The 26,694-nt window shown below is 61.4% G+C and carries 23 protein-coding genes; 11 read left to right on the forward strand and 12 right to left on the reverse strand.

The window, feature by feature from the left end; translation table 11 throughout:
* The first annotated feature begins 2 nt into the window (after positions 1-2).
* The 6 genes from ACR0DA_RS07315 to ACR0DA_RS07340 all read left to right on the forward strand — a co-directional run bounded on the left by ACR0DA_RS07315 (position 3) and on the right by ACR0DA_RS07340 (position 6,114).
* Positions 3-1,754: an acetolactate synthase 3 large subunit gene (locus tag ACR0DA_RS07315; protein ID WP_480753452.1), complete on the forward strand. Its 1,752-nt coding sequence runs from the start codon at positions 3-5 to the stop codon at positions 1,752-1,754.
* 64 nt (positions 1,755-1,818) lie between these two features.
* Positions 1,819-3,075 carry a glycosyltransferase family 87 protein gene (locus ACR0DA_RS07320; RefSeq protein WP_170338677.1) on the forward strand — a complete coding sequence of 419 codons (1,257 nt, stop codon included), beginning with the start codon at positions 1,819-1,821 and terminating at the stop codon, positions 3,073-3,075.
* On the forward strand, positions 3,072-3,632 hold the full coding sequence (ilvN, locus tag ACR0DA_RS07325) for an acetolactate synthase small subunit (protein WP_093962354.1): 561 nt from the start codon (positions 3,072-3,074) through the stop codon (positions 3,630-3,632). The genes ACR0DA_RS07320 and ilvN overlap by 4 nt, the downstream gene beginning before the upstream one ends.
* Positions 3,633-3,910: 278 nt before the next feature.
* Entirely contained in the window at positions 3,911-4,627 is a 717-nt protein-coding gene (locus ACR0DA_RS07330) for a helix-turn-helix domain-containing protein (RefSeq protein WP_480753454.1), read from the forward strand.
* Between the two features lie 111 nt (positions 4,628-4,738).
* Positions 4,739-5,896: an aromatic ring-hydroxylating oxygenase subunit alpha gene (locus ACR0DA_RS07335; RefSeq protein ID WP_480753456.1), complete on the forward strand. Its 1,158-nt coding sequence runs from the start codon at positions 4,739-4,741 to the stop codon at positions 5,894-5,896.
* Positions 5,893-6,114, forward strand: a complete 222-nt coding sequence (locus ACR0DA_RS07340) for a hypothetical protein (RefSeq protein ID WP_480753458.1) — start codon at positions 5,893-5,895, stop codon at positions 6,112-6,114. The genes ACR0DA_RS07335 and ACR0DA_RS07340 overlap by 4 nt, the downstream gene beginning before the upstream one ends.
* 10 nt (positions 6,115-6,124) lie before the next feature.
* Here ACR0DA_RS07340 and ACR0DA_RS07345 read toward each other — a convergent pair whose 3' ends face one another.
* From ACR0DA_RS07345 to prfB, 3 genes are all read right to left on the reverse strand, one after another.
* Positions 6,125-6,928 (reverse strand): DUF2189 domain-containing protein, encoded by an 804-nt coding sequence (locus tag ACR0DA_RS07345; RefSeq protein WP_170449684.1) that lies wholly within the window; start codon positions 6,926-6,928, stop codon positions 6,125-6,127.
* Between the two features lie 24 nt (positions 6,929-6,952).
* Positions 6,953-8,353 carry an amidase gene (locus ACR0DA_RS07350; protein ID WP_480753460.1) on the reverse strand — a complete coding sequence of 467 codons (1,401 nt, stop codon included), beginning with the start codon at positions 8,351-8,353 and terminating at the stop codon, positions 6,953-6,955.
* 105 nt (positions 8,354-8,458) lie between these two features.
* Positions 8,459-9,586 (reverse strand): peptide chain release factor 2, encoded by a 1,128-nt coding sequence (gene prfB, locus ACR0DA_RS07355; protein WP_480753462.1) that lies wholly within the window; start codon positions 9,584-9,586, stop codon positions 8,459-8,461.
* 78 nt (positions 9,587-9,664) lie between these two features.
* Here prfB and ACR0DA_RS07360 point away from each other — a divergent pair, with 78 nt between their 5' ends.
* Complete coding sequence (locus ACR0DA_RS07360) at positions 9,665-10,498, forward strand: aminoglycoside phosphotransferase family protein (protein ID WP_480753463.1); 834 nt, start codon at positions 9,665-9,667, stop codon at positions 10,496-10,498.
* Here ACR0DA_RS07360 and ACR0DA_RS07365 read toward each other — a convergent pair.
* From ACR0DA_RS07365 to ACR0DA_RS07375, 3 genes are all read right to left on the reverse strand, one after another.
* Complete coding sequence (locus ACR0DA_RS07365; RefSeq protein ID WP_480753465.1) at positions 10,492-12,981, reverse strand: penicillin-binding protein 1A; 2,490 nt, start codon at positions 12,979-12,981, stop codon at positions 10,492-10,494. The genes ACR0DA_RS07360 and ACR0DA_RS07365 overlap by 7 nt on opposite strands.
* Positions 12,982-13,076: 95 nt before the next feature.
* On the reverse strand, positions 13,077-14,297 hold the full coding sequence (locus ACR0DA_RS07370) for an N-acetylmuramoyl-L-alanine amidase (RefSeq protein WP_170338658.1): 1,221 nt from the start codon (positions 14,295-14,297) through the stop codon (positions 13,077-13,079).
* A gap of 65 nt (positions 14,298-14,362) precedes the next feature.
* Entirely contained in the window at positions 14,363-15,526 is a 1,164-nt protein-coding gene (locus tag ACR0DA_RS07375; RefSeq protein ID WP_480753466.1) for a pyridoxal phosphate-dependent aminotransferase, read from the reverse strand.
* Here ACR0DA_RS07375 and ACR0DA_RS07380 point away from each other — a divergent pair.
* Together ACR0DA_RS07380 and ACR0DA_RS07385 are read left to right on the forward strand one after the other, a co-directional pair.
* Positions 15,525-16,907, forward strand: a complete 1,383-nt coding sequence (locus tag ACR0DA_RS07380) for a M48 family metalloprotease (protein ID WP_170363260.1) — start codon at positions 15,525-15,527, stop codon at positions 16,905-16,907. The genes ACR0DA_RS07375 and ACR0DA_RS07380 overlap by 2 nt on opposite strands.
* Entirely contained in the window at positions 16,904-17,662 is a 759-nt protein-coding gene (locus ACR0DA_RS07385) for a DsbA family protein (protein WP_170338145.1), read from the forward strand. Before ACR0DA_RS07380 ends, ACR0DA_RS07385 begins: the two co-directional genes overlap by 4 nt.
* A 43-nt stretch (positions 17,663-17,705) precedes the next feature.
* Here the strand turns inward: ACR0DA_RS07385 and ACR0DA_RS07390 are convergent, their stop codons facing one another.
* The 4 genes from ACR0DA_RS07390 to hemA form a co-directional block, all read right to left on the reverse strand.
* On the reverse strand, positions 17,706-18,101 hold the full coding sequence (locus ACR0DA_RS07390) for a hypothetical protein (protein ID WP_170366255.1): 396 nt from the start codon (positions 18,099-18,101) through the stop codon (positions 17,706-17,708).
* A gap of 279 nt (positions 18,102-18,380) precedes the next feature.
* Positions 18,381-19,502: a flavodoxin-dependent (E)-4-hydroxy-3-methylbut-2-enyl-diphosphate synthase gene (gene ispG, locus ACR0DA_RS07395; protein WP_170358814.1), complete on the reverse strand. Its 1,122-nt coding sequence runs from the start codon at positions 19,500-19,502 to the stop codon at positions 18,381-18,383.
* A gap of 72 nt (positions 19,503-19,574) precedes the next feature.
* Positions 19,575-20,795, reverse strand: a complete 1,221-nt coding sequence (locus ACR0DA_RS07400; protein WP_170338648.1) for a helix-turn-helix domain-containing protein — start codon at positions 20,793-20,795, stop codon at positions 19,575-19,577.
* Positions 20,796-20,924: 129 nt separating this feature from the next.
* Positions 20,925-22,148, reverse strand: a complete 1,224-nt coding sequence (hemA, locus tag ACR0DA_RS07405) for a 5-aminolevulinate synthase (RefSeq protein ID WP_170418337.1) — start codon at positions 22,146-22,148, stop codon at positions 20,925-20,927.
* A 340-nt stretch (positions 22,149-22,488) separates the two neighbouring features.
* On the opposite strand from hemA, the gene ACR0DA_RS07410 reads away from it, so the two are divergent.
* Positions 22,489-23,874 (forward strand): dipeptidase, encoded by a 1,386-nt coding sequence (locus tag ACR0DA_RS07410; protein WP_480753468.1) that lies wholly within the window; start codon positions 22,489-22,491, stop codon positions 23,872-23,874.
* Positions 23,875-24,032: 158 nt separating this feature from the next.
* Here the strand turns inward: ACR0DA_RS07410 and lpdA are convergent, their stop codons facing one another.
* Positions 24,033-25,427: a dihydrolipoyl dehydrogenase gene (gene lpdA / locus ACR0DA_RS07415; protein ID WP_170358809.1), complete on the reverse strand. Its 1,395-nt coding sequence runs from the start codon at positions 25,425-25,427 to the stop codon at positions 24,033-24,035.
* Between the two features lie 211 nt (positions 25,428-25,638).
* Here lpdA and ACR0DA_RS07420 point away from each other — a divergent pair, with 211 nt between their 5' ends.
* Positions 25,639-26,070, forward strand: coding sequence for a hypothetical protein (locus tag ACR0DA_RS07420; protein ID WP_170338134.1), 432 nt, complete (start codon positions 25,639-25,641; stop codon positions 26,068-26,070).
* Here ACR0DA_RS07420 and ACR0DA_RS07425 read toward each other — a convergent pair.
* Complete coding sequence (locus tag ACR0DA_RS07425; RefSeq protein WP_170338132.1) at positions 26,067-26,645, reverse strand: DUF924 family protein; 579 nt, start codon at positions 26,643-26,645, stop codon at positions 26,067-26,069. The genes ACR0DA_RS07420 and ACR0DA_RS07425 overlap by 4 nt on opposite strands.
* Positions 26,646-26,694 lie beyond the last annotated feature (49 nt).

Below are 26,694 nucleotides of genomic sequence, written 5' to 3' on the forward strand. Positions count from 1 at the left end.
AGATGACACGTGAGATGACCGGCGCAAAGATGGTGGTCCAGGCCCTCAAGGATCAGGGCGTGGACACGGTATTCGGATACCCCGGCGGCGCCGTGCTACCGATCTATGACGAGATCTTTCTGCAAAATGACATCCGTCACATCCTGGTGCGGCATGAACAGGGCGCGATACATGCCGCCGAGGGCTACGCCCGTTCAACCGGCAAACCCGGTGTTGCACTGGTGACCTCGGGGCCCGGCGCGACCAACGCGGTGACCGGCCTGACCGACGCGCTTCTGGATTCGATCCCGATCGTGGTTCTGACCGGTCAGGTGCCGACGTTCATGATCGGCTCGGATGCGTTCCAAGAGGCGGACACGGTGGGCATCACCCGGCCCTGCACCAAGCACAATTGGCTGGTCAAGGATACTAACTCGCTGGCGGAAACCATGCACGAGGCGTTTCACGTCGCCACCGCGGGCCGTCCCGGTCCTGTGTTGATCGACATCCCCAAAGACGTCCAGTTTGCCACCGGCAAATACACCGCGCCGAAACCATCGACCTCGCATTATCAACCGGCGCTCAAGGGCGACATCGAAGAGATCACCGAACTGGTCGCCGCCATCGAAACCGCCAAGCGGCCGGTGTTCTATACCGGCGGCGGCGTGATCAATTCGGGTCCTGCCGCCAGCCAACTGCTGCGCGAGCTGGTGGACGCGACCGGGTTCCCCATCACCTCGACCCTGATGGGCCTGGGCGCCTATCCGGCATCGGGCAACAACTGGATCGGGATGCTGGGCATGCACGGCCTTTACGAGGCGAACATGGCCATGCATGACTGTGATCTGATGATCAATGTCGGCGCCCGGTTCGACGATCGGATCACGGGGCGTATCGACGCGTTCTCGCCCAAGTCGAAAAAGGCGCATATCGACATCGACCCATCCTCGATCAACAAGGTGATACGGGTGGACATCCCGATCGTGGGCGACGTGGCGCATGTTCTGGAAGATGTGCTGAAGGTCTGGAAGGCGCGTGGCCGCAAAACCAACACCGAAGCGATCGCCAAGTGGCAATCCCAGATCTCGGACTGGCGCAATGTCAACTGCCTTGCCTACACCAACAGCGAAAAGGCGATCAAACCCCAATACGCGCTGGAACGGCTCGAGGCGCTCACCAAGGACCATGATCGCTATGTCTGTACCGAGGTGGGCCAGCATCAGATGTGGGCCGCGCAGTTCCTTGGGTTCGAAGACCCCAACCGCTGGATGACCTCGGGCGGGCTGGGCACCATGGGCTATGGCTTCCCGGCTTCGATCGGGGTGCAGATGGCGCATCCCGACGCGCTGGTGATCAACGTCGCGGGCGAGGCCAGCTGGCTGATGAACATGCAGGAGATGGGCACCGCCGTCCAATACCGCCTGCCGGTGAAACAGTTCATCCTGAACAACGAACGCCTGGGCATGGTGCGCCAGTGGCAGGAACTGCTGCACGGCGAACGCTACTCGCATTCGTGGTCCGAGGCCCTGCCCGATTTCGTCAAGCTGGCCGAGGCCTTCGGGGCCAAGGGGATCATCTGCAAAGACCCCGCCGATCTGGATGACGCGATCATGGAGATGATCAATTACGACGGTCCGGTGATCTTTGACTGCCTGGTCGAAAAGCACGAGAACTGCTTCCCCATGATCCCGTCGGGCAAGGCCCATAACGAGATGCTGCTGGGCGAGGCTGAAACGAAGGGTGTCATTCAGGCTGGCGGCGCGGTGCTGGTTTGATATTGCTTGCGGACACAGGGCCAAACTGTCGGCCCTGATGGACGCGCACAGGACAGGACGGAATATGCCCGGCATCCCCACTCAGACATCTCCACGCGAGAACCTGCAGATTTTTGCGGGGCGTCGCGGCTGGCAGTTGGGCATTCTTGTCCCGGCGCTGGTGCTCGGGGTCTTTGTCATCTGGCTCGGCCTCAGCTGGAGCGAGATCGCGGCCAATGGCAGCGCCGGCTTTCCAATCGACTTTCGGGTCTTTTGGGCCGCTGGGCGTCTGGCCCATCTGGGCGAACCATTGTCGGCCTTCAGTGTCGACAGCCTGACCGCCATGCACAACGTCATCAAGGAAGATGACTGGATGCCCTGGTCTTACCCGCCGGCGTTTCTTGCAACGCTGCAACCCTTGGGCGCCCTTCCCTTCCCCATTGCCTGGCTGGTCTTCTCGATCGCGTCGATCGTTGCGATGATATTCGCAGCCCGGCCGTTCGCGGAAGGCATCACACCGGTCTGGTTTGCGTTTGCGCTGCCGCCCGCGATACTGCCGACCCTGTTCATGGGGCAGACCGCTGCCCTGTGGATGGCCGGTTTGCTGGCGGCGCTTGCGGCGTTAAAGAACCAACGTTTGGTTCTTGCCGGCTTTTTCATCGGCCTTCTGACGCTCAAACCTCAGCTGGGCATCCTGATCCCCTTTGCTTTGCTGGCGTGCCGGGCGTGGCCGACCATCATTTCGGCCGGCGTCACGACCCTGGTTATCTCGGGATTGGCGACCGCGCTCTACGGTCCGGAATACTGGCTGGAAATGCGCAACATGATGGCGGTCCACTTTTCGGTGGTGCGTGAAACCATCGTCGAAAACAATCTGATGCTCAGCCCTTATTCAACACTCGCCAGCTTTGGGCTGCCCGAGCCTGTCGCGTTGGCCGTTCAGTGGACGATCACAGCCTGCGCAGCCATCATGGTCACGATCACCTGGCGCAGCCCCCGCATCGGTTTTGACCTGCGTGCCGCTGTGCTTGCGCTGGCGGTCATGCTGTCCACCCCATACCTGTGGTTCTACGAATCTGCCCTGATCGCCGCTGCGGGACTATTCCTTTTGCGCGCAGGTGTATTGACGAACAGCCCATGGGGCCTGGTGCTGGCCGGAGCGATGTGGCTGGGTGCCGCCCCCGCTTTCTTCGCCTTTCTGTTCCGCGGCGAGGCCGACATCTCGATCCGCCTGCTTTTTGCACCGCTTTTGTATCTTTCCTGTCTGGTCTGCATCGGCGCCGTTGTTCAACGGCTACGGGCGCCAGACTATTCCTCTGCCAACGATGAGGTCTTCCAATGACTGCACTCAAGATCCGAAAAGGTTCCACCCGCCACTCGGCCTACAACCTGCGCCCGACCTTCTCGGACGTGCAGGAACGCCACACGATTGCTGTTCTGGTCGAAAACGAACCGGGGGTTCTAGCCCGGGTCATCGGGCTGTTCTCGGGGCGCGGCTACAACATCGAAAGCCTGACCGTGGCCGAGGTCGACCATACCGGACACCTCAGCCGCATCACGATCGTCACCACTGGTACCCCGCAGGTGATCGAACAGATCAAGGCTCAGCTGGGCCGCATCGTCCCGGTGCATGACGTGCATGACCTGACAGTCGAAGGCCCTTCGGTCGAGCGGGAACTGGCGATCATCAAGGTCGTCGGCGAAGGCGACAAGCGGGTCGAGGCGTTGCGTCTTGCCGACATTTTCCGGGCCAATGTCGTGGACAGCACGTTGAATTCGTTCATCTTCGAAATCACCGGCGCGCCGGACAAGATCGATGCATTCGCCGATCTGATGCGCCCGCTGGGCTCTGTCGAGGTTGCACGGACCGGTGTCGCGGCCCTGCTGCGCGGCAACTGATTTTTCGCGAACCCATCAAAACGCCCCGTCGCGCAGATCGACGGGGCGTTTTGCGTTTTCGGATCGAATTCCGCGGGTGCGTAACTGAGCACTGATAGGAAAAAGACCATACAAATAGGCTTAATGCCTATTGCGTTCGCGCCTGAGCGCGTTACGCTTGGACCAGAATACGCAAGCTGCGTGTTCCATGGGGTCAATTTTACGATTTCTTGACTGGCAACCGGCCTTTCTGGCCGCTCCGGTCGTGTTTCCCGAACCGTTGCAAACCAGAGTGAGACATGGCCGTAGACACTCGCACGCCCGCCGAGCTGCGCAGCATGCTGGGGGCGAATCTCAGGCAACTTGCCGACCGCTATCCTTCGGTCGCCGAACTGTGCAGACAGCTGGGCGTCAACCGAACGCAGTTCAACCGGTATCTTTCTGGCGAGAGTTTTCCACGCCCGGACGTTCTGGACCGCATCTGCCGGTTCTTTGACGTGGACGCCCGCATTCTGCTGAAACCGCTTGAGGAAATCCCCGCGCCCCGGCGCTGTGACCTGCCCGAAAGCGTGGTCCAGTTCCTTCGGCCCGGACTGGCAGCCTTGACCGAGGACACGTTTCCAAGCGGCGTCTATCTTGTGACGCAACATGGCGGCGAAGCCGGTCCACGCGCCTATCATTGGCTGGTTCAAACCCGGCACCTGCATCAGTGTGCTGTCCTGCGCGGCTTCCTGCCGCCGGCCATGGCCGGTACGCGTTCCGCCACGGGCCGTGAACTTCGTGGCTTCGCCGCCTGCGCCGGACCCAATATCTACGCAGTCTTGTCGCGCGAGGCTGGTCGTGACAGCAAGACGATGGTGATCCGCAAGGACATGACCGATGGCAACGGCGTCTGGATCGGTTCGTGCATGGAGCACTCTGCGGCTACTCCGCACATCTACAGATTGGAAATCCGCCATCTGGGCCACGATTTCCGGGCAACGCTGGAGGCAGCAAGACTGGCGCGCCGGACATAGGAAACCGCCCAAACTCCCGTGCATGTCGTTGTGAGAAAAGCCGGAGTCGCAGAAGTGTAAGCGAGGGCCGGTCCCGGATGCCTAGGCTGGTGGGGAAGCGAGGAGAACCAGATGGCCAGCACCCCAACCGATCTGTCGGCTGTTCGTCAGAGCATTGAAACCGCTCTGGGTCTGCCCAATGCACATTATACCGACCCTGCCCTGCACGCCGAAGAAACTCGAGCCCTGCTGCTGGATGGCTGGGCCGGTCTCGCGGTCACCGCCGATGTCCCCGAGCCAGGTGACGCGGTTCCGCTGGAGTTCATGGGTATTCCGCTCCTGTTGCTGCGTGACCGTTCCGGTACGGTCCGTGTGTTTCAGAATATCTGCCGTCACCGCGGCATGATCCTGGTCGAAGAGCCCCGCAAGATCGAAGGCGCCATTCGCTGCCCCTATCACAGCTGGTGCTATTCCACCGAAGGCCGGCTGGTCGCCACGCCGCATGTGGGCGGCCCGGGCCAGAACGCACATGACGCGGTCAGCAAATCGGAACTCGGCCTGATCGAGGTGCGTAGCCATATATGGCGCGACGTGGTTTGGATCAACGTCTCGGGCGACGCGCCGACGTTCGAGGATGCCAACGCCAGGCTGATTGAGCGTTGGGCCGAGTTCGACAAGCCGCTGTACCACGGCGGCCCGGAAAGTTCCTTTCGGTTGGACGTCAATTGCAACTGGAAGCTAGCGGTCGAGAACTACTGTGAAAGCTATCACCTGCCGTGGGTGCATCCCGGGTTGAACAGTTACTCGCGGCTTGAGGATCACTATCACATCCAGGAGCCCGGCCTTTATTCCGGTCAGGGAACCTTGGTCTATCGGCAACTGAAAACTGAGGACGGTCGGGTTTTTCCCGATTTCGAAGGTCTCAGCGAGAAATGGGACACCGCAGCCGAATACATAGCCGCCTTCCCCAACGTGCTGCTGGGCGTGCACCGGGACCACGCCTTCGCCATCATTCTGCGGCCCGAGGCCCAGGACCGGACCTCGGAGCACATCCACCTGTTCTATTCGGCGCCGGATACCGATGCGGATCTGCGCGCCCGCAATGCCGAGCAGTGGAAAGTGGTCTTTGAAGAGGATGTGTTCGTCGTAGAAGGGATGCAGCGTGGCCGCGCGGCGCCGGGGTTTGACGGCGGACATTTCTCGCCGGCGATGGACGGGCCGACCCATCTGTTCCACGACTGGGTGGCGCAGCGTCTGATGGCACATCGCACCGAACTGGCCGCTGAATGACCGACCTGCACACCCGCCTTCTGCAGGCGCATGCGGCGGGTGACATCACGGCTTTGGCTGAATTGTACGAACTGGCCGCCGCCAACCAGCAGGACGACGACGCCCGGAGCTTTTTTCTGACCCACGCCTATGTCCATGCGCTTGAAGCCAACCTGCCCGGCGCGGGACGTCTGCGTCAGATGCTGGTCGACATGGGCCGCGAAGTGCCCGATTCCTGACCCCGAAAACCTAGGCTTGGGCCGCTTCGATAACCGGCTCCGCCGCTGCGTCGTCTTCGGTGATCTGCCGATACAGGTGCCAGCTGGCATGGCCGAACAGGGGCAACACGATCAGCAATCCCAAAAACCAGGGCACCATGGCGACAAAGGTCGTGACCGCAATGAAGGCACCCCAGCCCAGCATGACCCGCTTGTTCACGCTGACATAGGCATAGCTTGAGATCATGGCAGTGACGAAGTCGAGTTCCCGGTCCAGCAGCATCGGGATCGACAACACGGTGATCATGTAAAGCAGGATGGCAAAGATCGCGCCTACAGCAGTGCCGACAGCCAGCATGGCCAGACCGTTGGGTGTCAGAAATACCTCAAGCGATGACGACACGTTTGTCATTGTCGACAGCCCCATGAACAGCGCAAAGATCATGTGGCCGAGAAAGAACCAGAACAGAAACATCACGACGATGATCGCGCAGATCGACGGCAACTGACGGCGGCTCTGCTGGATCACGACACCGAAGATGGCGCCATAGTCCAAAGGCTCATTCCGCTCGAGCCGGTGCGATACCTCGTACAAACCCACGGCGGCGAATGGCCCGATCAGAGGAAAGCCGATGGCAGCCAGCACCAGCCAGAACGAGGTGCCCGTTTGCACGGTTACCCAGGCCATCAACCACCCGACCAGAACGTAGAAGCCGCCGAACAGCAGGCCAAAGACCGGTGCGCGGCGATAATCCTGCCAGGCGCGATGCAGCGCCGTGCGCAACATGCCGATATCCGCCGGTTTCAGCGTTGGCACTCCGAATGGCTTTTCCATGTTACGTTTCTCCTCCCCTTGCCCTCAGGCCATGGCCGGGCGTTTTTGCGGCCAATGCGTCACGGCGTGATAGGCGGCCCCCAAAGCCAGCAGTTGCGCGTCGCTGCCGCGCGGCCCGAACAGTTGCATTCCCATCGGCAGTCCTCCGGGGCCAAACCCCGCCGGTATCGAAAGGCAGGGCAGACCAATCAGGCTGACCGGCGTGACCACCTGCATCCAACGATGATAGGTGTCCATCGCGACCCCACCAATGCTGCGCGGATACGGCTGATCCACAGGGAACGGCCACACCTGAGCCGCCGGCAACACCAGCGCATCATACTCGGCGAACAGTTCAACCGCCCGACGGTACCAATCCGAACGGGTGACGCTGGCTGCATGGACCTCCATCGCTGTCAGGGCCAGACCTCGCTCCAGCTCCCATTGCGCGGTGTCCTTCAGGGCGTCTTTTCGGTCGGCCAAGGGCAGCAGACTTGCTGCTACGCTCCACGACCGCAGGGTGATCCAGCTGTTCCACAGGCGTTCGGCATCGAAGGGCGGCGGTACGTCCTCGACGGTTGCGCCAAGTCCCTCAAAAATCGCCAACTCGTTGCTGCATTGGGTCAAAATCCCTTCCTCAGTCGGGAATGCGCCTCCCCAATCTCCCAGCCATCCGATCCGCATCCCGTCCAGGCTTTCGACAGACAATGGGGTGACGGGGTCGCAGGAAACGCTCAAAGGCTGCCTCGGATCGAGGCCAGAGATCACATCCAGCAATAGTCCGATATCCTGCGGGCTGCGGGCCATCGGCCCCAAGGTCGAGAGCTGGTGCAGGAACAAATCACCCTGTGGTTCCGACGGAACCCTGCCCCAACTGGGCCTGAAGCCGTACACGTTGTTCCACGCGGCCGGATTGCGCAGGCTGCCCATCATGTCCGACCCATCCGCCAGCGCGACCATCCCTGTGGCCAGGGCCACCGCTGCGCCACCCGAAGACCCACCGCAGGACCGGGCCGGATCGTATGGGTTCCGGGTTGCGCCATAGACCGGATTGAAGGTGTGCGAGCCCAACCCGAACTCCGGTGTGTTCGTCTTTCCGATCAGAATAGCCCCGGCAGCCCGCAACCGTGCTGCGATCAGGTCGTCGACGGCTGGGACGTGACCGCGAAAAACCGGCGACCCCTGGGTCGACGCGATGCCAGCCACATTGACCAGGTCTTTGACGGCAATCGGAAGCCCATGCAGCGGCCCGCGGCCCGACTTGTCGTCGGCGGCCCGAGCTTGTGCCATAAGCACATCCTCGTCCTGCAGCGCCACGATCGCATTGACCTGCCCGTTCACCTGGGCAATCCGGTCGAGCGTCGAGCGCATCAACTCGGCGGCCGACAAATGCCCTGTCGCGAGTTTCTCGAGAAGATCAGCGGCTGAAGTATCGCTTAGGTTCATGGGGTTACGTCCGAGCTTTGCTTGCGCTCAGCCTAGCGACCCCATGTGTGCATTTAAACCCGGTGTTTTGGATATATCTTTTCCACGCAGTTCAACTGCGCGGCATCAGTCGTCCGACTGCGCCTCGGCCCGGCTTTTGCCCGAGACCTTGAGGGCCAGAGTGGCTGCCATGAATGCATCCAGATCACCGTCCAGGACCCCTTTGGTGTCCGACGTGTCGTAGCTGGTGCGCAGGTCTTTGACCATCTGATAGGGCTGCAGGACATAGGACCGGATCTGGTTGCCCCAGCCGGCATCGCCCTTGGCTTCGTGCGCGGCGTTGATCTCGGCGTTGCGGCGGTCCAGTTCCATCTGGTACAGGCGCGATTTCAGCGCCTTCATAGCGATGTCGCGGTTCTGGTGCTGCGATTTTTCCGAACTGGTCACCACGATGCCGGTCGGGATGTGGGTGATCCGCACCGCCGAGTCTGTGGTGTTTACGTGCTGACCGCCCGCCCCCGAGGACCGGTAGGTATCGACGCGGATATCGGCCGGGTTCACTTCGATCTCGATATTGTCGTCCACCACCGGATAGACCCAGACCGAGCTGAACGACGTGTGCCGTTTGGCCGCCGAGTCATAGGGCGAGATGCGCACCAGCCGGTGCACGCCGCTTTCGGATTTCAGCCAGCCATAGGCGTTGTGGCCCGAGATCTTGTAGGCCGCCGACTTGATCCCCGCCTCTTCGCCCGGGGTTTCCGACTGCAGCTCGACCTTGTAGCCCTTCTTCTCGGCCCAGCGGACATACATCCGCGCCAGCATCGAAGCCCAGTCGCAGCTTTCGGTGCCCCCGGCGCCCGCATTGATCTCCAAAAAGGTATCATTGGCGTCGGCCTCGCCGTCCAGAAGCGCCTCAAGCTCTTTTTCGGCCGCCTTGTCGCGCAGCTTCTTCAGGGCCTCTTCGGCATCCTTGACGACCTCTTCATCGCCCTCCATCTCGCCCAGCTCGATCAGTTCGATGTTGTCGTTCAGATCGGTCTTGATGGACTCGTAGGTTTCGATGGCATCGACCAGAACCTGCCGTTCGCGCATCAGCTTCTGCGCGTTTTCGGGGTTGTCCCACAGGTTGGGGTCCTCGACGCGGGCGTTGAACTCCTCCAGCCGGTGCGGCGCGGTTTCATAGTCCATACGCTGGGCCAGCAGCTCTAGCGATTTTTGGATCTCGGCCACGATGTTCTGGATTTCGGCGCGCATGGTCAGGTCCCAACTTGCTCAATCAGGCCTGCGTGATAGCAAGAGGTTCAGGCCACCACAAGATGACCCGAAAGGCAAATGCAGCACGGACCGGAGCAGTTCCTGAAGAAATGGCATCTGGCCGACCCGCGGCTGGCGGCGGATACCGGCGCGGCGCGTGTCTGGCGGGCCAAACGTGAGGACGGGTCTGAAGTCGCGCTCAAACTCTATCGCCGCGCCGATCGCGGCAACGAGGCGCCGGGATGCCGCCTGCTGGCTGCCTGGCGCAACCGGGGCGCCGTCGCGATCCTGGCCCAAGACCGTCAAGCGGTCATGATGGAGTGGCTCGAGGGTCCGACCCTGGGCGATCATGCACGGACGGGCAACGTAGCCGACGCCTTGACACTACTGGCTGAAACGGCGCGGAACCTGCACGCTGCACCGGTGGTTGAAGTGAGCGGACTGAGGCCTTTGGAGCAAGTGTTTGCACCGCTTTTCTACGTCGGATTTGCCGATCAATGTACGCGGCCCCTGCAAGCCGATATGCGGCGCGCCATAGCTTTGGCTCAGGACTTGCTGCAGACGCAGCCCGTGCATCGCCCCCTGCATGGAGACCTACACCCCGACAATGTCATCCTGACCTCATCCGGCCCGCGCGTGATCGATGCCAAGGGTTATGTCGGGGATCCGGCGTTCGAACTGGCAAATGCGCTGCGGCACCCAAAAGGCATGCCGGACCTTGTGCGCGAAGTCGGGCAGATTTCCGCGTCCCTGGATCTGTACGCCGCCGCGATGAATGTATCGCGGGCGCGTCTGGCCCGGTGGGCGGCGGCCAAATGCGCCCTGTCCATATTCTGGCGGTCCGGCGGATCGGTCGAGAGTGACCCGGAGGCCGATCTGCTACGCCTGTTTATAAGCGCTGCAGATCAGTAAAGTCCGCCGCCCTGAAGGTCGCCCTGGCTGGCCTTGGGCCCCACGATTATGGTCTGCCCGGTCGAGGTCTGGACCTGGCGCCCACCATTGGTCACCTCTTCGAACAACGGCAGATCGGACCCCATCGCAAAACCACCGTCATAGACACGGTCGATGAACCCGTCGACGCCATCACGGAAGTACTCGGCCACCACATAATCACCCGATGCGTCATCCGGCAGACGGGCACCGCTGAACCGGTCGATCTTGATGAACTGCCCACCCGGCGGCACTTCGAACGGACCGCCACCGTATTTCTCGACGGCCTTTTCCATAAAGCTCTGGAATACCGGACCGCACAGCGTACCGCCGTAAGCACCCCGCCCCATCGGGCGCGGGCGGTCGTACCCGATGTAGCACCCGGCGACGATGTTCGAGGTGAAGCCGATAAACCAGGCGTCCTTGGATTCGTTGGTCGTACCGGTCTTTCCAGCCGTCGGAACCGGCAGATTTACCACGCGAGACGCGGTGCCGCGATCGACCACGCCCTTCATCATCGACGTCAGCTGATAGGCCGTGATTGCATCCATCACCTGCTCTCGGTCGGTCACGATCGTGGGTGAGGCATCGGGCTCCAGCCAGCTGGAGTTGCAATCCAGGCACTGCCGGTCATCATGCCGATAGATCGTTTTGCCGAACCGGTCCTGGATCCGGTCGACCAAAGTTGGTTCGACGCGCTCGCCGCCGTTGGCGAACATCGCATATGCCGCCACCATCTTGTAGAGCGTCGTCTCCTCGGCCCCCAGCGCATTGGCCAGGTAGGGACCCATGTTGTCATACACACCGAACCGCTCCGCGTATCCTGCAACCACCGGCATCGAAACCTCTTGCGCCAGTCGGATGGTCATCAGGTTTCGCGACTGCTCGATCCCGGTGCGCAGGGGCGTCGGCCCGTAGAATTTGTTGGTCGAGTTCTTGGGCGTCCAAAGGCCCTGCGGTGTGTTCACTTCGATCGGGGCGTCCACGACGATGGTCGCGGGGCTGTAGCCACTGTCCAGTGCCGCCGCATAGACGAAAGGCTTGAAGGCCGATCCCGGTTGGCGCTGCGCCTGCGTGGCCCGATTGAACACTGAGTCCTGGTACGAGAACCCACCCTGCATCGCCAGAACGCGGCCCGAGTTCACATCCATTGCCACGAAGCCGCCTTGGACCTCGGGAACTTGACGGGCGGACCATTGGCCCTCTTCCCCGGCAACGACCAGGATCACGTCGCCGCGTTTGAAGTTTGCCTTGAAGTCGCCCTGCATCCATTTGATGTCGCTGCGCGGGATGATGCCGTCGGCCGGACCGTTCTCGATCCCCACCGTCAGCTGTTGTTCAGCAACATCCAGCACGACCGCGGGGTACCATTGCGTGGGCAGCACCACGTCGCGCGGGATTTCCATGATCGCCAGAGCTTCGCGCCACTGGGCTTCGTCTTTCAGTTTTTCCTCGGGGATGGTTTCACCCGTGCCGCGCCACTTGCCGCGCGATCGGTCATATTTCTGAAGCGCCTCGCGCAGGGCGCGCGCGGCTTCGACCTGCATCTCCTCGTCAACCGAGGCCCGGACGGTGAAACCACCGGTAAAAAACTCGCCCTCCCCGAAATCCTCGCTCAGCTGGCGGCGGATTTCGTCGGTGAAATAGTCGCGCGGTGGCAGTGCGGTGCGGAAGCTTTCGAAATCACCGTTCTGAACCGAACGCAGAGGTTGCGCCACTTCGGTCTCATAGGTTGCCTGATCGATGTATCCGTTCTGGTACATCTCGCGCAGCACGTAGTTGCGGCGATCCAACAGACGCTGTTTCTGGCGCACCGGGTGATAGTCCGAAGGCGCCTTGGGCATCGCAGCCAGCGTCGCGGCCTCATGCGGGGCCAGTTCCTGCAAAGTCTTGTTGAAATAGGTCTGGGCAGCGGCGGTCACGCCGTAGGAGTTTTGGCCAAGAAAGATCTCGTTGAGATACAGCTCAAGGATCTGTTCCTTGTTCAGCGTTTTTTCCAACCTGGTCGCGAGGATGATTTCCTGAATCTTGCGTTCGACCCGCCGGTCGCCTGACAGCAGGAAGTTCTTCATCACCTGCTGGGTGATGGTCGACGCGCCGCGCAGCGTCTCGCCCTTGGATTGGACCGCCTCGATCCCGGCAGCGATGATCCCGCGCGGGTCGTACCCCTGATGCGAATAAAAGTTCTTGTCTTCCGCCGAGATAAACGCGTGCTTCACGAGGTCAGGGATTTCCTCGGACGGGGTGAACAGGCGGCGCTCCTGCGCGAATTCGTCGATCAGTTGGCCCTTGCCCGAATAGATACGGCTGATGGTGGGCGGCTTGTACTGGGCCAGCGACTCGTGGCTGGGCAGGTCGCGGCCATACATCCAGAAGACCGCGCCAATCACCAGCGCGACCATGAAAATACCCAAGGTGACGAGGCTGAAAACCGCCCCGAAAATCGAAAGAATGAACCGGATCACGTTGCTGCCTTTTGTTCGCGGTGACGCCTATATAGTGTCGCTGCACCCAAGGGTCAAAACACACGGGCGCATTCTAGCCACTTTGCGCCGCAGGGTCACTGCCCAATCAAGCCGCGGCGGATCAGATCCTGCTGGCGCCAGGCTTCAAGACCTTGGTGAATTCCTTGCGCCATTCCGATGCGCCACTCGGGATTTACGAGGTTTTTCAAGTCTCTGGGGCTGGAGATGAATCCGATCTCGACCAGAACCGAGGGAATGTCGGCAGCCTTGAGGACGGAAAACGACGCACTGCGGATCGGGCGCCGATTCATGGGGCCGCCCTGCTGCCCCATGCCGTGCGCCAGCGCATGGGCCAAAGCTTCTGAGCGCGGCTGGGTCTCCTGCCGTGCCATGTCCAGCAAAACGTCAGCGATCTGGTCGTCCGAGCCGCTCAGGTCGATACCCGCGATCAGGTCGCTGCGATCGTGCCGTTCGGCCAGTTTCTGGCTGGCCACGTCCGAGGCCTCATCGGAGAGGAAATAGACAGTGGCCCCATGAGCCTGCCCCTCGGACAATGCATCCGCGTGCAACGAAATGAACACATCGGCGCTGGCCCGATGGGCCAGAGATATTCGGCGTTCGAGCGACACGAAGTGATCGTCCACCCGGGTCATCACGACCTCGTATCCGCCAGCGCGCAGCAAGTGTTCCCGCAGTTCGCGCGCAAACGTGAGCATCAGGGTTTTTTCGTTAACGCCACCCGATTCCGCGCCGGGGTCGATGCCACCATGCCCCGGGTCCAGCATCACGCGCAGCGGTCTTTCGCCATCTCGCGGCACGACCGGGGGCGTGACGGCAGGCGCAGGCAAATCCCAACCCGGATTGCGCGGCGCACCCGCGCTGGCGGCAAAATTGTCGAAATCCGTACCTTTCAGATTCAGCGTCAGAACCGCGGCCCCGCTGTCGGGGTCCACGCGCATGGCCGCCTTATCGACGGCCAAGGGCGCCCCCAAATCCAGCACCATCCGGGACCATCCGGGCACATAGGCGCCGAACTGGACCCCGCTGATCCGACGGGTCTGCAACAGCTTGGCCCGATCAAGGCCGCTCCAGTCGACCTCCTGGAAATCGATGACCATACGGTAAGGGTCTTGAAGCGTGAAAACGCGATACGGGACGCCCTGACTGAGCCCCAGCTCAAGCGTCACCCCCGCACCCTTGCCGTCAGTGATCCGGCTCTGCTCGGGCAGGACCCGCGCCAAGGCGTTGAATTCCTGCGCCCAAACGGCTCCGGCCAGCGCCCAAATCAGCGCACATACGAAGAAGATCCTGCTCATGGCCTCAAGTTTTCCCGAGATCGTTTGGCAGGAGCCTATCGCAGCGTGGCCGGTTTGTGAACGCCTCAGGCCGACTTCTGCGCGGTCTGGCGATCCGCCATGAAGCTGCGCAACCGTTCAAGGCCTTGCTCGATGTCCTCGGTCGACCGGGCGTAGGAAAAGCGCAGGGTCGTGTGGCCGCGCACCGGGTCGAAATCAAGCCCCGGCGTCACGGCGACGCCAGCCTTGTCCAGGATCTCGGCGGCAAAGGCGCGGCTGTCCTGGGTCAGGTCCGAGACATCGGCATAGACATAGAACGCCCCGTCGGGTGGCGCGATGTTGGTGAACCCGGCCTCGGGCAGGCCCTTCAGCATCAGTTTGCGGTTGCGGCGATAGACGGCCAGGTTGCCCTGCAGTTCGTCTTCGCAATCCATCGCGGCCAGCGCGGCGACCTGGCTGGCATGGGGCGCGCAGATGAACATGTTCTGGGCGATGCGCTCGACAACGCGCACCTGATCTTCCGGCACCACCATCCAGCCGACGCGCCAGCCGGTCATCGAGAAATACTTGGAAAACGAGTTGATGACATAGCACTCGTCGGTCAGTTCCAGCGCAGTGACCGCCTTGGCCTCGTATTCCAACCCGTGATAGATTTCGTCGCTGATGAACGAGGCCCCCTGCCCCCGCGCGGCCTCGATCAGCGCGCCCATGGCGGCGTGGTCCAGCATGGTTCCGGTCGGGTTCGCGGGCGAGGCCACCATCAGCCCCTGCAGGTCGAGCCCGGCAAAATCCTGAGGCACCGGCTGCAGGCGGTTTTCCGGCGCAGTCGGCAGATCGACCGGCACCAGACCCAGCGCCCGCAGAATCTGCCGATAGGACGGATATCCCGGCGCGCCGATCCCCACCCGGTCGCCGCTGTCGAACAGCGCGGTGAAGGCCAGCAGGAATCCGCCCGAGGATCCGGGAGTGATGACCACCCGCTCGGGGTTCAGATCGACGTCGTACCATTCGCCGTACATCCGTGCGATGCGTTGCCGCAGCGCCGGCAGGCCCAGCGCGACGGTATAGCCCAGCGGGCCTTGCCGCATCGCGTCGGCCAGCGCATCCAGCGCACCTTGCGGAGCGCCGGTTCCGGGTTGGCCGACCTCCATGTGGATGATGTGGCGCCCGGCCTCTTCGGCGCGGCGCGCGGCCTCCATCACGTCCATCACGATGAAGGGATCAACGCCCGACCGGGTTGAGTTTCGCATGCCCATCTCCCATGTTGCGACCATGGCTTTTGAACGCGGATCCCGGCTGGCGTCAATCCCGGCAATTCTGCTGGCGGTGGCGCTGTGGATGGCGTCGACCGCGCAAAGCCACGCGCAAAGCCTGATCCGCGACCCCGATATCGAACACGGGTTGCGAGAACTGGCCTTTCCGATCTTGCGCGCCGCCGGCTTGAACACCAACCGCGTGCGGGTGATGGTCGTCAAGGACGGGACGTTCAACGCGTTCGTCATCGACTACAACACGATCTACCTGAACCACGGACTGATCCTGACGGTCGACAGCCCCGAGATGCTGCAGGCCGTGATCGCGCATGAGGCGGCCCATATCGCCAACGGGCACCTTGCCCGCCGGGCCGAGAACCTTCGGGCGGCTCAACGCGCGGCCGGTTTCGGTACCGCGCTGGCTCTGATTGCCGCCGCTGCGGGCGGCGGAGAGGCCGCCGCGGGCATTGCCGCCGGCACCCAAGGGGCCGCAATCCGCAGTTTTCTGGGCCACACGCGGGCCGAAGAATCCTCGGCGGATCGCAGCGCCGCCAGCTACCTGCGTTGGGCCGAGATTTCCCCCATCGGCATGGTCGAACTGCACCGCAAATTCGCAGGCCAGGAATTGCTGAGCGAGATCAATCAGGACCCCTATATGCGCTCGCACCCGACCAGCCGTGAACGTCTGCGCGCCGCCGAGGAATTTCTGTACCAATTCGGGGATCGGGCGAAATCTAACCCCAATGCCGACTACTGGTTTGCGCGGGTCAAGGGCAAGCTGTCCGCGTTTCTGCGCTCTCCCGGCTGGACCCTGCGGCGGGCCAAGGAAGAAACGGCGCAGGATATTCGCCTGATGCGCGAAGCCGCCGCCCATCATCAGAACCGCAACCTTTCGGCTGCGCGGGCAGCCATTGATGGTGCGCTGGCCATCCGCCCTGACGATCCGTTCTATCACGAACTGAAGGGGCAGATCCTTTTGGAGAACCTTCGGGTCTCGGAGGCGGTCACGGCCTATGCCAGGGCGTCCGAGCTGGCTCCGACCGACGCATTGATCATGGCTGGCTACGGGCGCGCCCTGCTTGCTGACGGACAGACGAAAAAGGCGCTGCAGGTGTTGGAAAGCGCACGCGCCCGCGACTACCGGAACGGCCGCCTGATGCAGGATCTGGGAATGGCCTATTCCAAGGTCGGCAACAACGGTATGGCATCCGCCGTCACTGCCGAGCGTTTCGCTCTTGAGGGGCGCCTGCTGGATGCCGGCATACACGCAAGACGAGCCATCGGTCAGTTGCCCGAAGGCTCGACGGGTTGGCAACGAGCACAGGATGTGCTGATTGCCGCAGAACAAGCTGAGAAATCGAAAAGGAACCGGAAATGATCCTCAGACACGCAGCACCTGCCCTTCTGGGGCTTTCCCTGATTGCCGGTCCGGCCAATGCGCTGGATCTGTCCTCGATGACCGAATCCGAAAGAGCAGAGTTCGGCGCGCAAGTGCGGGAATACCTCCTGGAAAATCCCGAAGTCATTCTCGAGGCGATCAACATCCTTGAGCAACGCAACGCCGCAGCCGAAGCACAGGCCGACCAGCAATTGATCGCTGAAAACGCCGACGAGCTGTTCAATGACGGCTATAGCTGGGTCGGTGGCAACCCGGACGGCGACATCACCCTCGTCGAGTTCATGGATTACCGTTGCGGATACTGTCGCCGCGCGGTCCCCGAAGTGGACGCGCTGCTGGCCGAGGATGGCAACATCCGCCTGATCATCAAGGAGTTCCCAATTCTGGGCGATGCGTCGGTTCTTTCGTCGCGCTTTGCCATCGCCACCAAGCAGGTCGCCGGGGATGACGCGTACAAGCAAGTCCATGACGCCCTGCTGGAATTCACGGGCGAGCCTTCGGAAGTGACGCTGCGCCGGATCTCGGACGGGCTGGGACTGGACAGTGACGCCATCCTTGCGGCGATGGACAGCGACGAAGTGACCGAAGAAATTGCCAAGACGCGGGCACTGGCGCAGCGCATGCGGATTTCGGGCACCCCATCCTTTGTTCTGGGCACCGAGATGCTGCGGGGCTTCCTGCCCGCAGATCAGATGAAACAGATCGCTGACGGTGTGCGGGCTGAACGCGGCTGAAGAAGCTGGGGCGGCTTGATCGCCGCCCCGTTGAAACGACGCCCTAGTCGTTTGGATACGGGGCGTCGCATTTCATCGACACGACCCATGTCGGAGTTCCAGTTTTTCTAAATTGGGTCGCGGGTACGGATTTGCCCCGAATTCCCGATGGAATGACGTCACGCCCCTGCCGTTTGCTTTCAGCCAGAATTGCCTGCAGGTCCTGGGGATTGTCGTACTTGCGAATACCGGTGTTTTCAGAAATTGGGCCGGTTGGGCAGTAGGTCGCCCTGGCGATCTGTTTCGCCAAAGCATAGGCCGCCTGGGCATCCTGACCGGTTTTGAACGATACCGCGACCCGAGACGCCAGCTGCGGGTCGACATTCATGATCGGGGTCAAACGGCCCCGCGGTTTGCCGGTCCCGCCCGGGCTGAGCCGGACGTCTGCGCGCGTTGTCACTCCGTCATTTCCGAAACCGGACACATGCACCGACATATACCCAAGTTGCGTCCCCGGTGCAGACTGCGGAACTGGAACACTGAAGAAACCGGGGCGTTTGTCCGACCCGGTAGAGGGGCTGCTGCACGCAGAAAGAAGGACGACGGCAAGGGCCGTCACGAAAGGCATTGGTTTCAAAGAATCGAACTCCGGTCCAGACAATCGATATCGCGATTGATACCGCAAAAATGGGCCTAAAAATGGCTTATAATGAATTAGTTCCGGATCGAAGTTAAAGTACTACTCCGCCGCCTCGGCCGCGGCTTCCAGCTCGGCCGCCTTCTTTTCCACCTGCTCGACGATGTGGTCGATCATCTGTTCGTTCGACATCTTGTGGCTGGCCTTGCCCGCCAGATACACCATGCCCGAGCCTGCGCCGCCGCCGGTAAAACCGACATCGGTCATCAACGCCTCGCCCGGGCCGTTGACGACGCAGCCGATGATCGACAGGCTCATCGGCGTCTTGATATGCTCCAGCCGATGTTCCAGCGTCTCGACGGTTTTGATCACGTCGAACCCCTGCCGCGCGCAGGACGGGCACGAGATGATGTTCACGCCCCGATGGCGCAGGCCAAGAGACTTGAGGATCTCGAACCCGACCTTCACCTCTTCGACCGGATCGGCGGACAGGCTGACGCGGATCGTGTCGCCGATGCCCATCCACAGCAGGTTGCCCAGCCCGATGGCCGACTTGATCGTGCCGCTGACCAGCCCACCGGCCTCGGTGATGCCCAGATGGATCGGGGCGTCGGTGGCCTCGGCGATGCCCTGATAGGCCGCGGCCGACAGGAACACGTCGCTGGCCTTCACGCTGATCTTGAATTCGTGGAAATCGTTATCCTGCAGAATACGGATATGCTCCAACCCGCTTTCCACCATCGCTTCAGGGCACGGCTCGCCATATTTCTCCAGCAGGTGCTTTTCCAGGCTGCCCGCGTTCACGCCGATGCGGATCGAGCAATTGTGGTCGCGTGCGGCCTTGATGACCTCTTTCACCCGCGCCTCGTCACCGATATTGCCCGGATTGATGCGCAGGCAGGCGGCACCGGCCTCGGCGGCCTCGATCCCGCGGCGATAGTGGAAATGGATATCCGCCACGATCGGCACCGGGCTTTCGCGCACGATCTCCTTCAACGCTTTCGACGACGCCTCGTCCGGGACCGAAACGCGCACGATATCGGCCCCCGCCTCTGCCGCAGCTTGTACCTGCGCCACGGTCGCGGCGACATCGGTCGTCAGCGTGTTGGTCATGGTCTGAACGGCAATCGGCGCGTCGCCACCTACCGGGACATTGCCAACCATGATCTGGCGGGATTTGCGGCGATAGATGTCGCGCCAAGGGCGCACATGGTTCAGAGACATGAAAACGGATCCGCGTCAGCCTGGGGTCTGGCCTTTAGATAGTCCGGGGGCAAGCCCGCCGCAATGGCAAGATCACTCGGCCGGCGCCTCGGCGGATTGTGTCTGAAGCTCAGCCACCAGCTGTTTGAGCGCAATGTTTTGCTCAGCCTCAAGATCCGCCACGGCATAAGTCTCGGCCACAGCGTCCTTGGACAGAACCACACCCTTGGCGACGGTTCCCGGTGCACCAGCCGGCCCATAGAGCTCGCCGTTCATCGAGAAATACACGTTGCCCGACGCACCGGCCCGCAGTTGCGGCGGCTCTTCCGTCAGGGGAACCTCAAAGCTCTTGCCGTTTTCGACGGTTCCCAACGTGCCTTCGAAGATCACGCTGCCATCCGCTGCGGTGACCCGCATCCAGGCCGGTTCGACCGCGACGATTTTCAGCGACGTGTCGACCTTTTCAACCACCTGTGGAAGGGTCGCGGCAGTTCTTTCGACGGTATGAATTTCAGCCAGCGCGATTTCCGGGACTTCCGGCGGACGGAACGTGCCTACGGTCCGAGGATCGAGTGTGGAAATCGGGGCATCCCGTGCAACCATCACCGGTACATCCAGTGCTTGGGGGCGGTAGAGACGGTCCAGCGCTTCGGGGCTGGGAATTTCAGCGGCCGCAACCTCGGTCGTTCCGGACTCGGTCCGGATGGCCGACAGCGGGTCAAGATCGGACAGCACGACCGGGGCCTGTTCGACGGGCGAGACCTGAACCTGCTGGATCTTGTTCAGAACCGACCAGCCGCCATATCCGATCCCGGCGATCAGCGCGAGCAGGACAAGCGACGAGCCTACGGCGCGCGGCTCGATCTGGCTGAACACGGACTCGCGGCCGGGAATGTAGGGCGTGTTCGGCGAAATGAACGGATCGCGCCCCATCGGGCCACGGTTCGGAAGGTCCCCGACCGATTTCTTGACGACCGATGCCTGTGCGGACATTCCATGGGCCACTTCGAACCCGCTTTCCTTGCAGAACGCAGCAAAAGTGTCGTCAGGGTTCATCCCCAGATAACGGGCGTAAGAACGCACATACCCGGCGATGAAGCCGGGTGTGTCGAATGCGTCGGGATCGGCATTCTCGATGGCAGCGATGTAGTTGGCCTTGATCCGCAGTTCGCGCTGTACGTCGAGAAGAGACTTGCCCATCGTCGCGCGCTCACCGCGCATCACGTCGCCAAGCCGTACTTCGTAGTCGTCGAACCCCTTGGGCCTGACGTCCACGTCTTCTTCGGAATTGCGCTGTGTTCTGCGCCCAATCATTCCTGCTGCCCCATTCTGCCCATCGCGTGTTTCACGCTAACGGCGAATCATCCCCATAACGATTCGTCCGCTACTTTTGTTAGCGTAAGCTTAACACGCGGCAAACAAGTTGCACATGTCGGCGTTAGGTTAACCAGCAAGTTCGGCGCGATTTAGCGCACAATGTGACCAAAGTTCGTCCATGGCCTGGACCAGACGGTTCATCTCGTTGGGTCCATGAACCGGCGAAGGCGTAAAGCGCAGACGCTCCGTCCCCCGCGGAACGGTCGGGAAATTGATCGGTTGCACGTAGATCCCGTAGTCGTCCAGCAGCATGTCGCTGAGCTTTTTGGTGTGCACCGGGTTGCCCACGATCACCGGAACGATGTGGCTGCCGTGATCGATCAGCGGCAAGCCCAGACCCTTCAGTCGCAGCTTGAGGATCTTGGCTTGGGTCTGATGCTGCTCACGCAGTTCGGGCGCTGTCTTGAGATACGCCACCGAGGCCGCAGCACCCGCCGCAACCGATGGTGGCAGCGAGGTGGTGAAGATGAAGCCCGGGGCATATGAACGGACCGCATCGCACATCTTCGCGCTTGCTGCGATATACCCACCCATCACGCCGTAGGCTTTGGCCAAAGTGCCATTGATGATGTCGATGCGGTGCGCCAGGCGGTCCCTCTCGGTCACACCGCCGCCGCGCGGGCCGTACATCCCAACCGCGTGCACTTCGTCGATATAGGTCAGCGCGCCAAATTCGTCGGCCAGGTCGCAGATCTGTTCGATCGGACCGAAGTCGCCATCCATCGAGTAGACCGACTCGAACGCAATCAGCTTCGGCGCCGCCGGATCGTCGGCTTGCAGCAGCTCGCGCAGGTGCTCAACGTCATTGTGACGGAAGATCCGCTTGGCCCCGCCATTGCGGCGGACCCCTTCGATCATCGACGCGTGGTTCAGTTCGTCGGAATAGATGATCAGCCCGGGAAACAGCTTGGGCAGCGTGCTGAGCGTGGCGTCATTGGCGATGTAGGCGCTGGTGAAAAGCAGGGCCGCTTCCTTGCCGTGCAGGTCGGCCAGCTCGGCCTCGAGCCGCTTGTGGTAGACGGTCGTCCCCGAGATGTTGCGCGTCCCGCCAGAGCCCGCTCCGGCTGCGTCGATCGCCTCGTGCATCGCCGCCAGCACGACGGGGTGCTGCCCCATGCCAAGGTAGTCGTTGCCGCACCAGACGGTGATGTTCTGCTGTGACCCGTCCGGACGCGTACGCACGGCATGGGGAAAATGTCCGTTGCGGCGTTCGATGTCGATAAAGGTCCGGTAACGGCCTTCGTCGTGCAGCCTGGCAATCGCTGAGTCGAGCTGAGCAGTGTAGTCCAAAGGACCCTCCTTCGTGACCCCGCCGCAGGGTGATTGCACGGCAAGGCTGTGTTCCGATGCGTATCATAACCGATTTTCGGCCGCATCCGCGCCTATTTTCAGGTTTCCTGCCTAACGCCCAGACAGGGGTCGCAACTTTGATTTGCATCAATTATCGCCTTGAACCCGCAGCGACAAGTAAAGTTGAGACCATAAGGCGCGAGGAAACGACGCAGGTTATGTGCCGTTTAGCGCAGAATGTTTCCGATCAGACGCGCGTTTTCCCGCCGCTACGGGCTGGACGGCGCTGCCAGCGCTGTTAGGGTCCGCCGCAATATCTCATCCATTCAGGAGTACACCCATGTCGCTTGACGCCACTCTGAGCAAAATCGACTCTGACCTCTCAGCCTCCATCGAGCGGCTGATGGAGTTTCTGCGAATCCCGTCGATTTCCACCGATCCGGCCTTCAAGAAAGACGTGGACAAGGCGGCCGACTGGTTGGTCGACGACCTCAAAAGCATCGGGATCGATGCGAAAAAGCACCCGACCCCGGGCCACCCGATGGTCGTGGGCCATGTCGGCGACGATGCGGACGCCCCGCACGTGCTGTTCTACGGCCATTACGATGTGCAGCCCGTTGATCCCTTGGACCTGTGGAACCGTGACCCGTTCGACCCGGCGCTGGAAGAGACAGAACACGGTCAGGTCATCCGCGGACGGGGCTCTTCGGATGACAAGGGCCAGTTGATGACTTTTGTCGAAGCCTGCCGCGCCTGGAAGGCGGTCAACGGCAAGCTGCCTTGCCGCATCACGTTTTTCTTCGAAGGCGAAGAGGAATCCGGTTCACCTTCGCTGGTCCCATTTCTTGAGGCCAACAAGGAAGAGTTGAAGGCCGATCTGGCGCTGGTCTGCGACACCTCGATGGTCTCACGCGGTGTGCCCTCGATCGCATCGCAACTGCGCGGCATGCTCAAGGACGAATTCACCATCATCGGTCCGCGCATCGACCTGCATTCCGGCCACTACGGCGGCCCCGGCTTGAACCCGCTGCGGGAAATCTCGCGGATCGTTGCCTCGTTCTACGATGAGGAAACCGGACGGGTCGCTGTGGAAGGTTTCTACGAAGGGGTCCACGAAGTCTCCGCCGAGCAGCTGCGCCAGTGGGAGAACTGTGGTTTCGACGAGGCCGAATACCTCAACTCGGTGGGTTACACGCGACCGCATGGTGAGAATGGGTACTCGACCCTGGAACAGCAGTGGGCGCGCCCGACGCTGGAGATCAACGGATTGTGGGGCGGCTACAACGGCGCCGGTTCGAAAACGGTGATCCCCAGCCAGGCACATTGCAAGATCACCTGTCGCCTGGTCGGTGAAATGGACCCGGACAAACTGCGCGACAAGATCCGGAAGCATGTTGAAGACCGGCTCTCTGCTGACGCCAAAGTCGTCTGGGACAATGATCTCGAAGGCTCCCCCGCATCCGTGATGAACCTGGATCGCCCGGAATTCGAAGCGGCACGCGCCGCACTGTCCGACGAATGGGGGCGCGAAGCCGTTTTCACCGGCATGGGAGGATCGATCCCGGTGGTGGGGTATTTCAATACGGTCCTGGGTCTGGATTCAATGTTGGTCGGCTATGCCAACGACGATGACGCAATCCATTCGCCCAATGAAAAATACGACGTGAAGAGCTTTCACAAAGGGATCCGCTCGTGGGCCCGAATTCTGGACGCTCTGAGCCGATAGCCGCGAATATCGCAAGGCGCTGCCTTGCGCTCCGGGATACTCCGAGCCGGGTGAAGCGCGGATGCGAACTTCATCTGGCCGGCAGTATCCCGGGGGTGTCGCGGGCAACGCGGCCGGGGGCACCGCCCCCATAAGCCGCAGCCCGCGGACAGACCGTTTTACATGTGGATCACGCGCCCGTAGGCGTCCAAAACCGATTCATGCATCATTTCCGACAAGGTCGGGTGCGGGAAGACTGTATTCATCAGGTCTTCTTCGGTAGTCTCCAACTGGCGACCGACGACATAGCCCTGAATCAGTTCGGTCACTTCCGCACCAACCATATGGGCGCCCAGCAACTCGCCGGTTTTCGCGTCGAATACGGTTTTTATCATGCCTTCCGGCTCGCCCAATGCAATTGCCTTGCCATTGCCGATGAACGGGAAGCGGCCCACCTTGACATCAAAGCCAAGCTCCTTGGCCTTGGCCTCGGTATAGCCAACCGACGCGACCTGGGGATGACAATAGGTACATCCAGCGATGCTCTCCGGTTTCACGGGATGGGCATGTTTGCCAGCGATGAGTTCTGCGACCATCACGCCTTCGTGGCTGGCCTTGTGCGCAAGCCAAGGCGCCCCGGCGATGTCGCCGATTGCATAGAGGCCATCGACCCCGGTCCGGCAGTATGCATCCGTCACCACATGGGTGCGGTCAATTTTGACGCCCAGCGCCTCAAGCCCGAGGTTCTCGACATTTCCGACGATCCCAACGGCAGAGATGACAGTATCGAAATCGTGCTTTTCGACCTTGCCGCCGGTTTCGATATGAGCCGTCACCTTGCCTTTGCCGCGATCCAGCTGCTTGACCATGGATTTCTCCATGATCTTCATGCCCTGTTTGACAAACGATTTCTTGGCGAACGCGCTGATCTCGGCATCTTCGACCGGCAAGACCCGATCCATCACTTCGACCACGGTCGTGTCTGCGCCCAACGTATTGTAGAAGCTGGCAAACTCGATCCCGATCGCTCCGGACCCGATAACAAGCAGCTTTTTCGGCATCCGGGCCGGTTGCAGCGCATGTTTGTAGGTCCAGACCAGATCGCCATCTGCTTCCAGGCCCGGCAACTCGCGCGCACGGGCACCGGTGGCCAAGATGATGTTCTTCGCCGTCAGATCCTCGGTGCCCTTGTCGGTCTTGACCGTCACCTTGCCTTTCGACGGGATTGTCGCCTCGCCCATCACGACGGTGACTTTGTTCTTCTTCAGCAGATGACCGACGCCGCTGGTCAGTTGCTTGGCAACCCCGCGCGAGCGTTTGACGACCGCGTCCAGATCGTAACCGATCTTGTCGGCACTCAGACCGAAGTCCTTTGCGCGCTCCATCAGGTGGAACACTTCGGCCGACCGCAGCAAGGCCTTGGTCGGGATGCAGCCCCAGTTCAGGCAGATGCCGCCCAGATGCTCGCGCTCGACCACGGCGGTCTTGAGGCCCAGTTGGGCCGCACGAATGGCAGCCACATAGCCGCCGGGGCCCGCACCGATTACGATCAGATCAAAGGATTGTGCAGCCATGTTTACCTCTCGGCGCAGGTCGATTGAAAACTAGTTTACCGTTAAACTATATTTTTGAACGCATCAATATGCTGCCCCGCGACATATGTGACGCAGGGTCATCAAAACAAGAGCGCGCGGTATTCAGCCTATACCCCGCGTCCCTTGAAGGCTAGAAAAGACCTGCAACCATGTTCGAATTTCGGATCTGCAGATTTTAGGGAAACCAATCATGGCCAAGACTCTCAAAGATTTGTTGCTTGCCCTTTTGAACGCCACACTGATCCTTGTGGCTCTGTGTCTGTTCCTTGGTTGGAAGCTGGCGCGAAGCGTCGAGAATATTCAGGACAACTTCAGAGAAAGCCTGCAAATCGTTCAGCCGCTGCGTGAACAGGCGCAGGGCGTCCGAGAGGATCTTGCAAGTCTGCGCGCTGATCTGTCCGGTATTCGCATCCTGGGAGATGATGAGCCGGAGTTGAAGCAGAAGCTTCAGCAGGCGCTGGTGCGATTGGACGAGGTCCAGGCCAAGCTGGAAACCACGCAGGCCCGCCTCAACGAACTGGTCGAAAACCCTCAGCTACTGATTGATTACGCAATCACCACGGCCGTCGATGCCACAACGGCCAGGCTGATCGAATTGCGCGGATGTGGAGAGGCGGCTTAACCCGCCGCCTGCAACTCACGCACCGTTGTGCCGTATCCGCCGCCGCTGACATATGCGGCTTCGGGTGCCGTGGTCTCACGGGCAAGCGCCGCGTTGCGGTATGGGAAACGCCCAAACTTGCGGATCACCTCACGATGGGCGCGGGCATGCAGCAGATTGCTTGCACCATGTTCCGGCATGCGCTGGCACATCAGGCGCACACAGCGCTCCTGATCGCACAGGTTCTCTGAGTGCATCATCGGCAGGTAGAAGAACTGTCGGGCTGGCTCGTCGATCTTCAGATCCCATTCCTTGTCGACGGCACATTTCGCCGCTGCCAGTGCCGCCTTGTCGGACGAGAAGGCTTTGCCGCTGCCCCGGAACATGTTGCGCGGAAACTGGTCCATGAGGATGATGTAGGCCAGCGATCCGCTGGGATATGTCAACCACAGAGAGAACTTACCCTCGCACGCGGCTTGCCATGTCTCAAGGAAGCGGTCCCGTATCTGCGCATCCAGCGCTTCATCTTCGCGGTACCACCCCTCGGGGCCTACTTCATCCAACCAGAAACTCAGTACTTCTTCAGGACCAACCATTGCCCTTGACTCCGTCTGTTCCCCCCCGAGGGACGTAACGTCATATAAG

The sequence above is a fragment of the Ruegeria sp. CI8 genome, assembly GCF_056536865.1.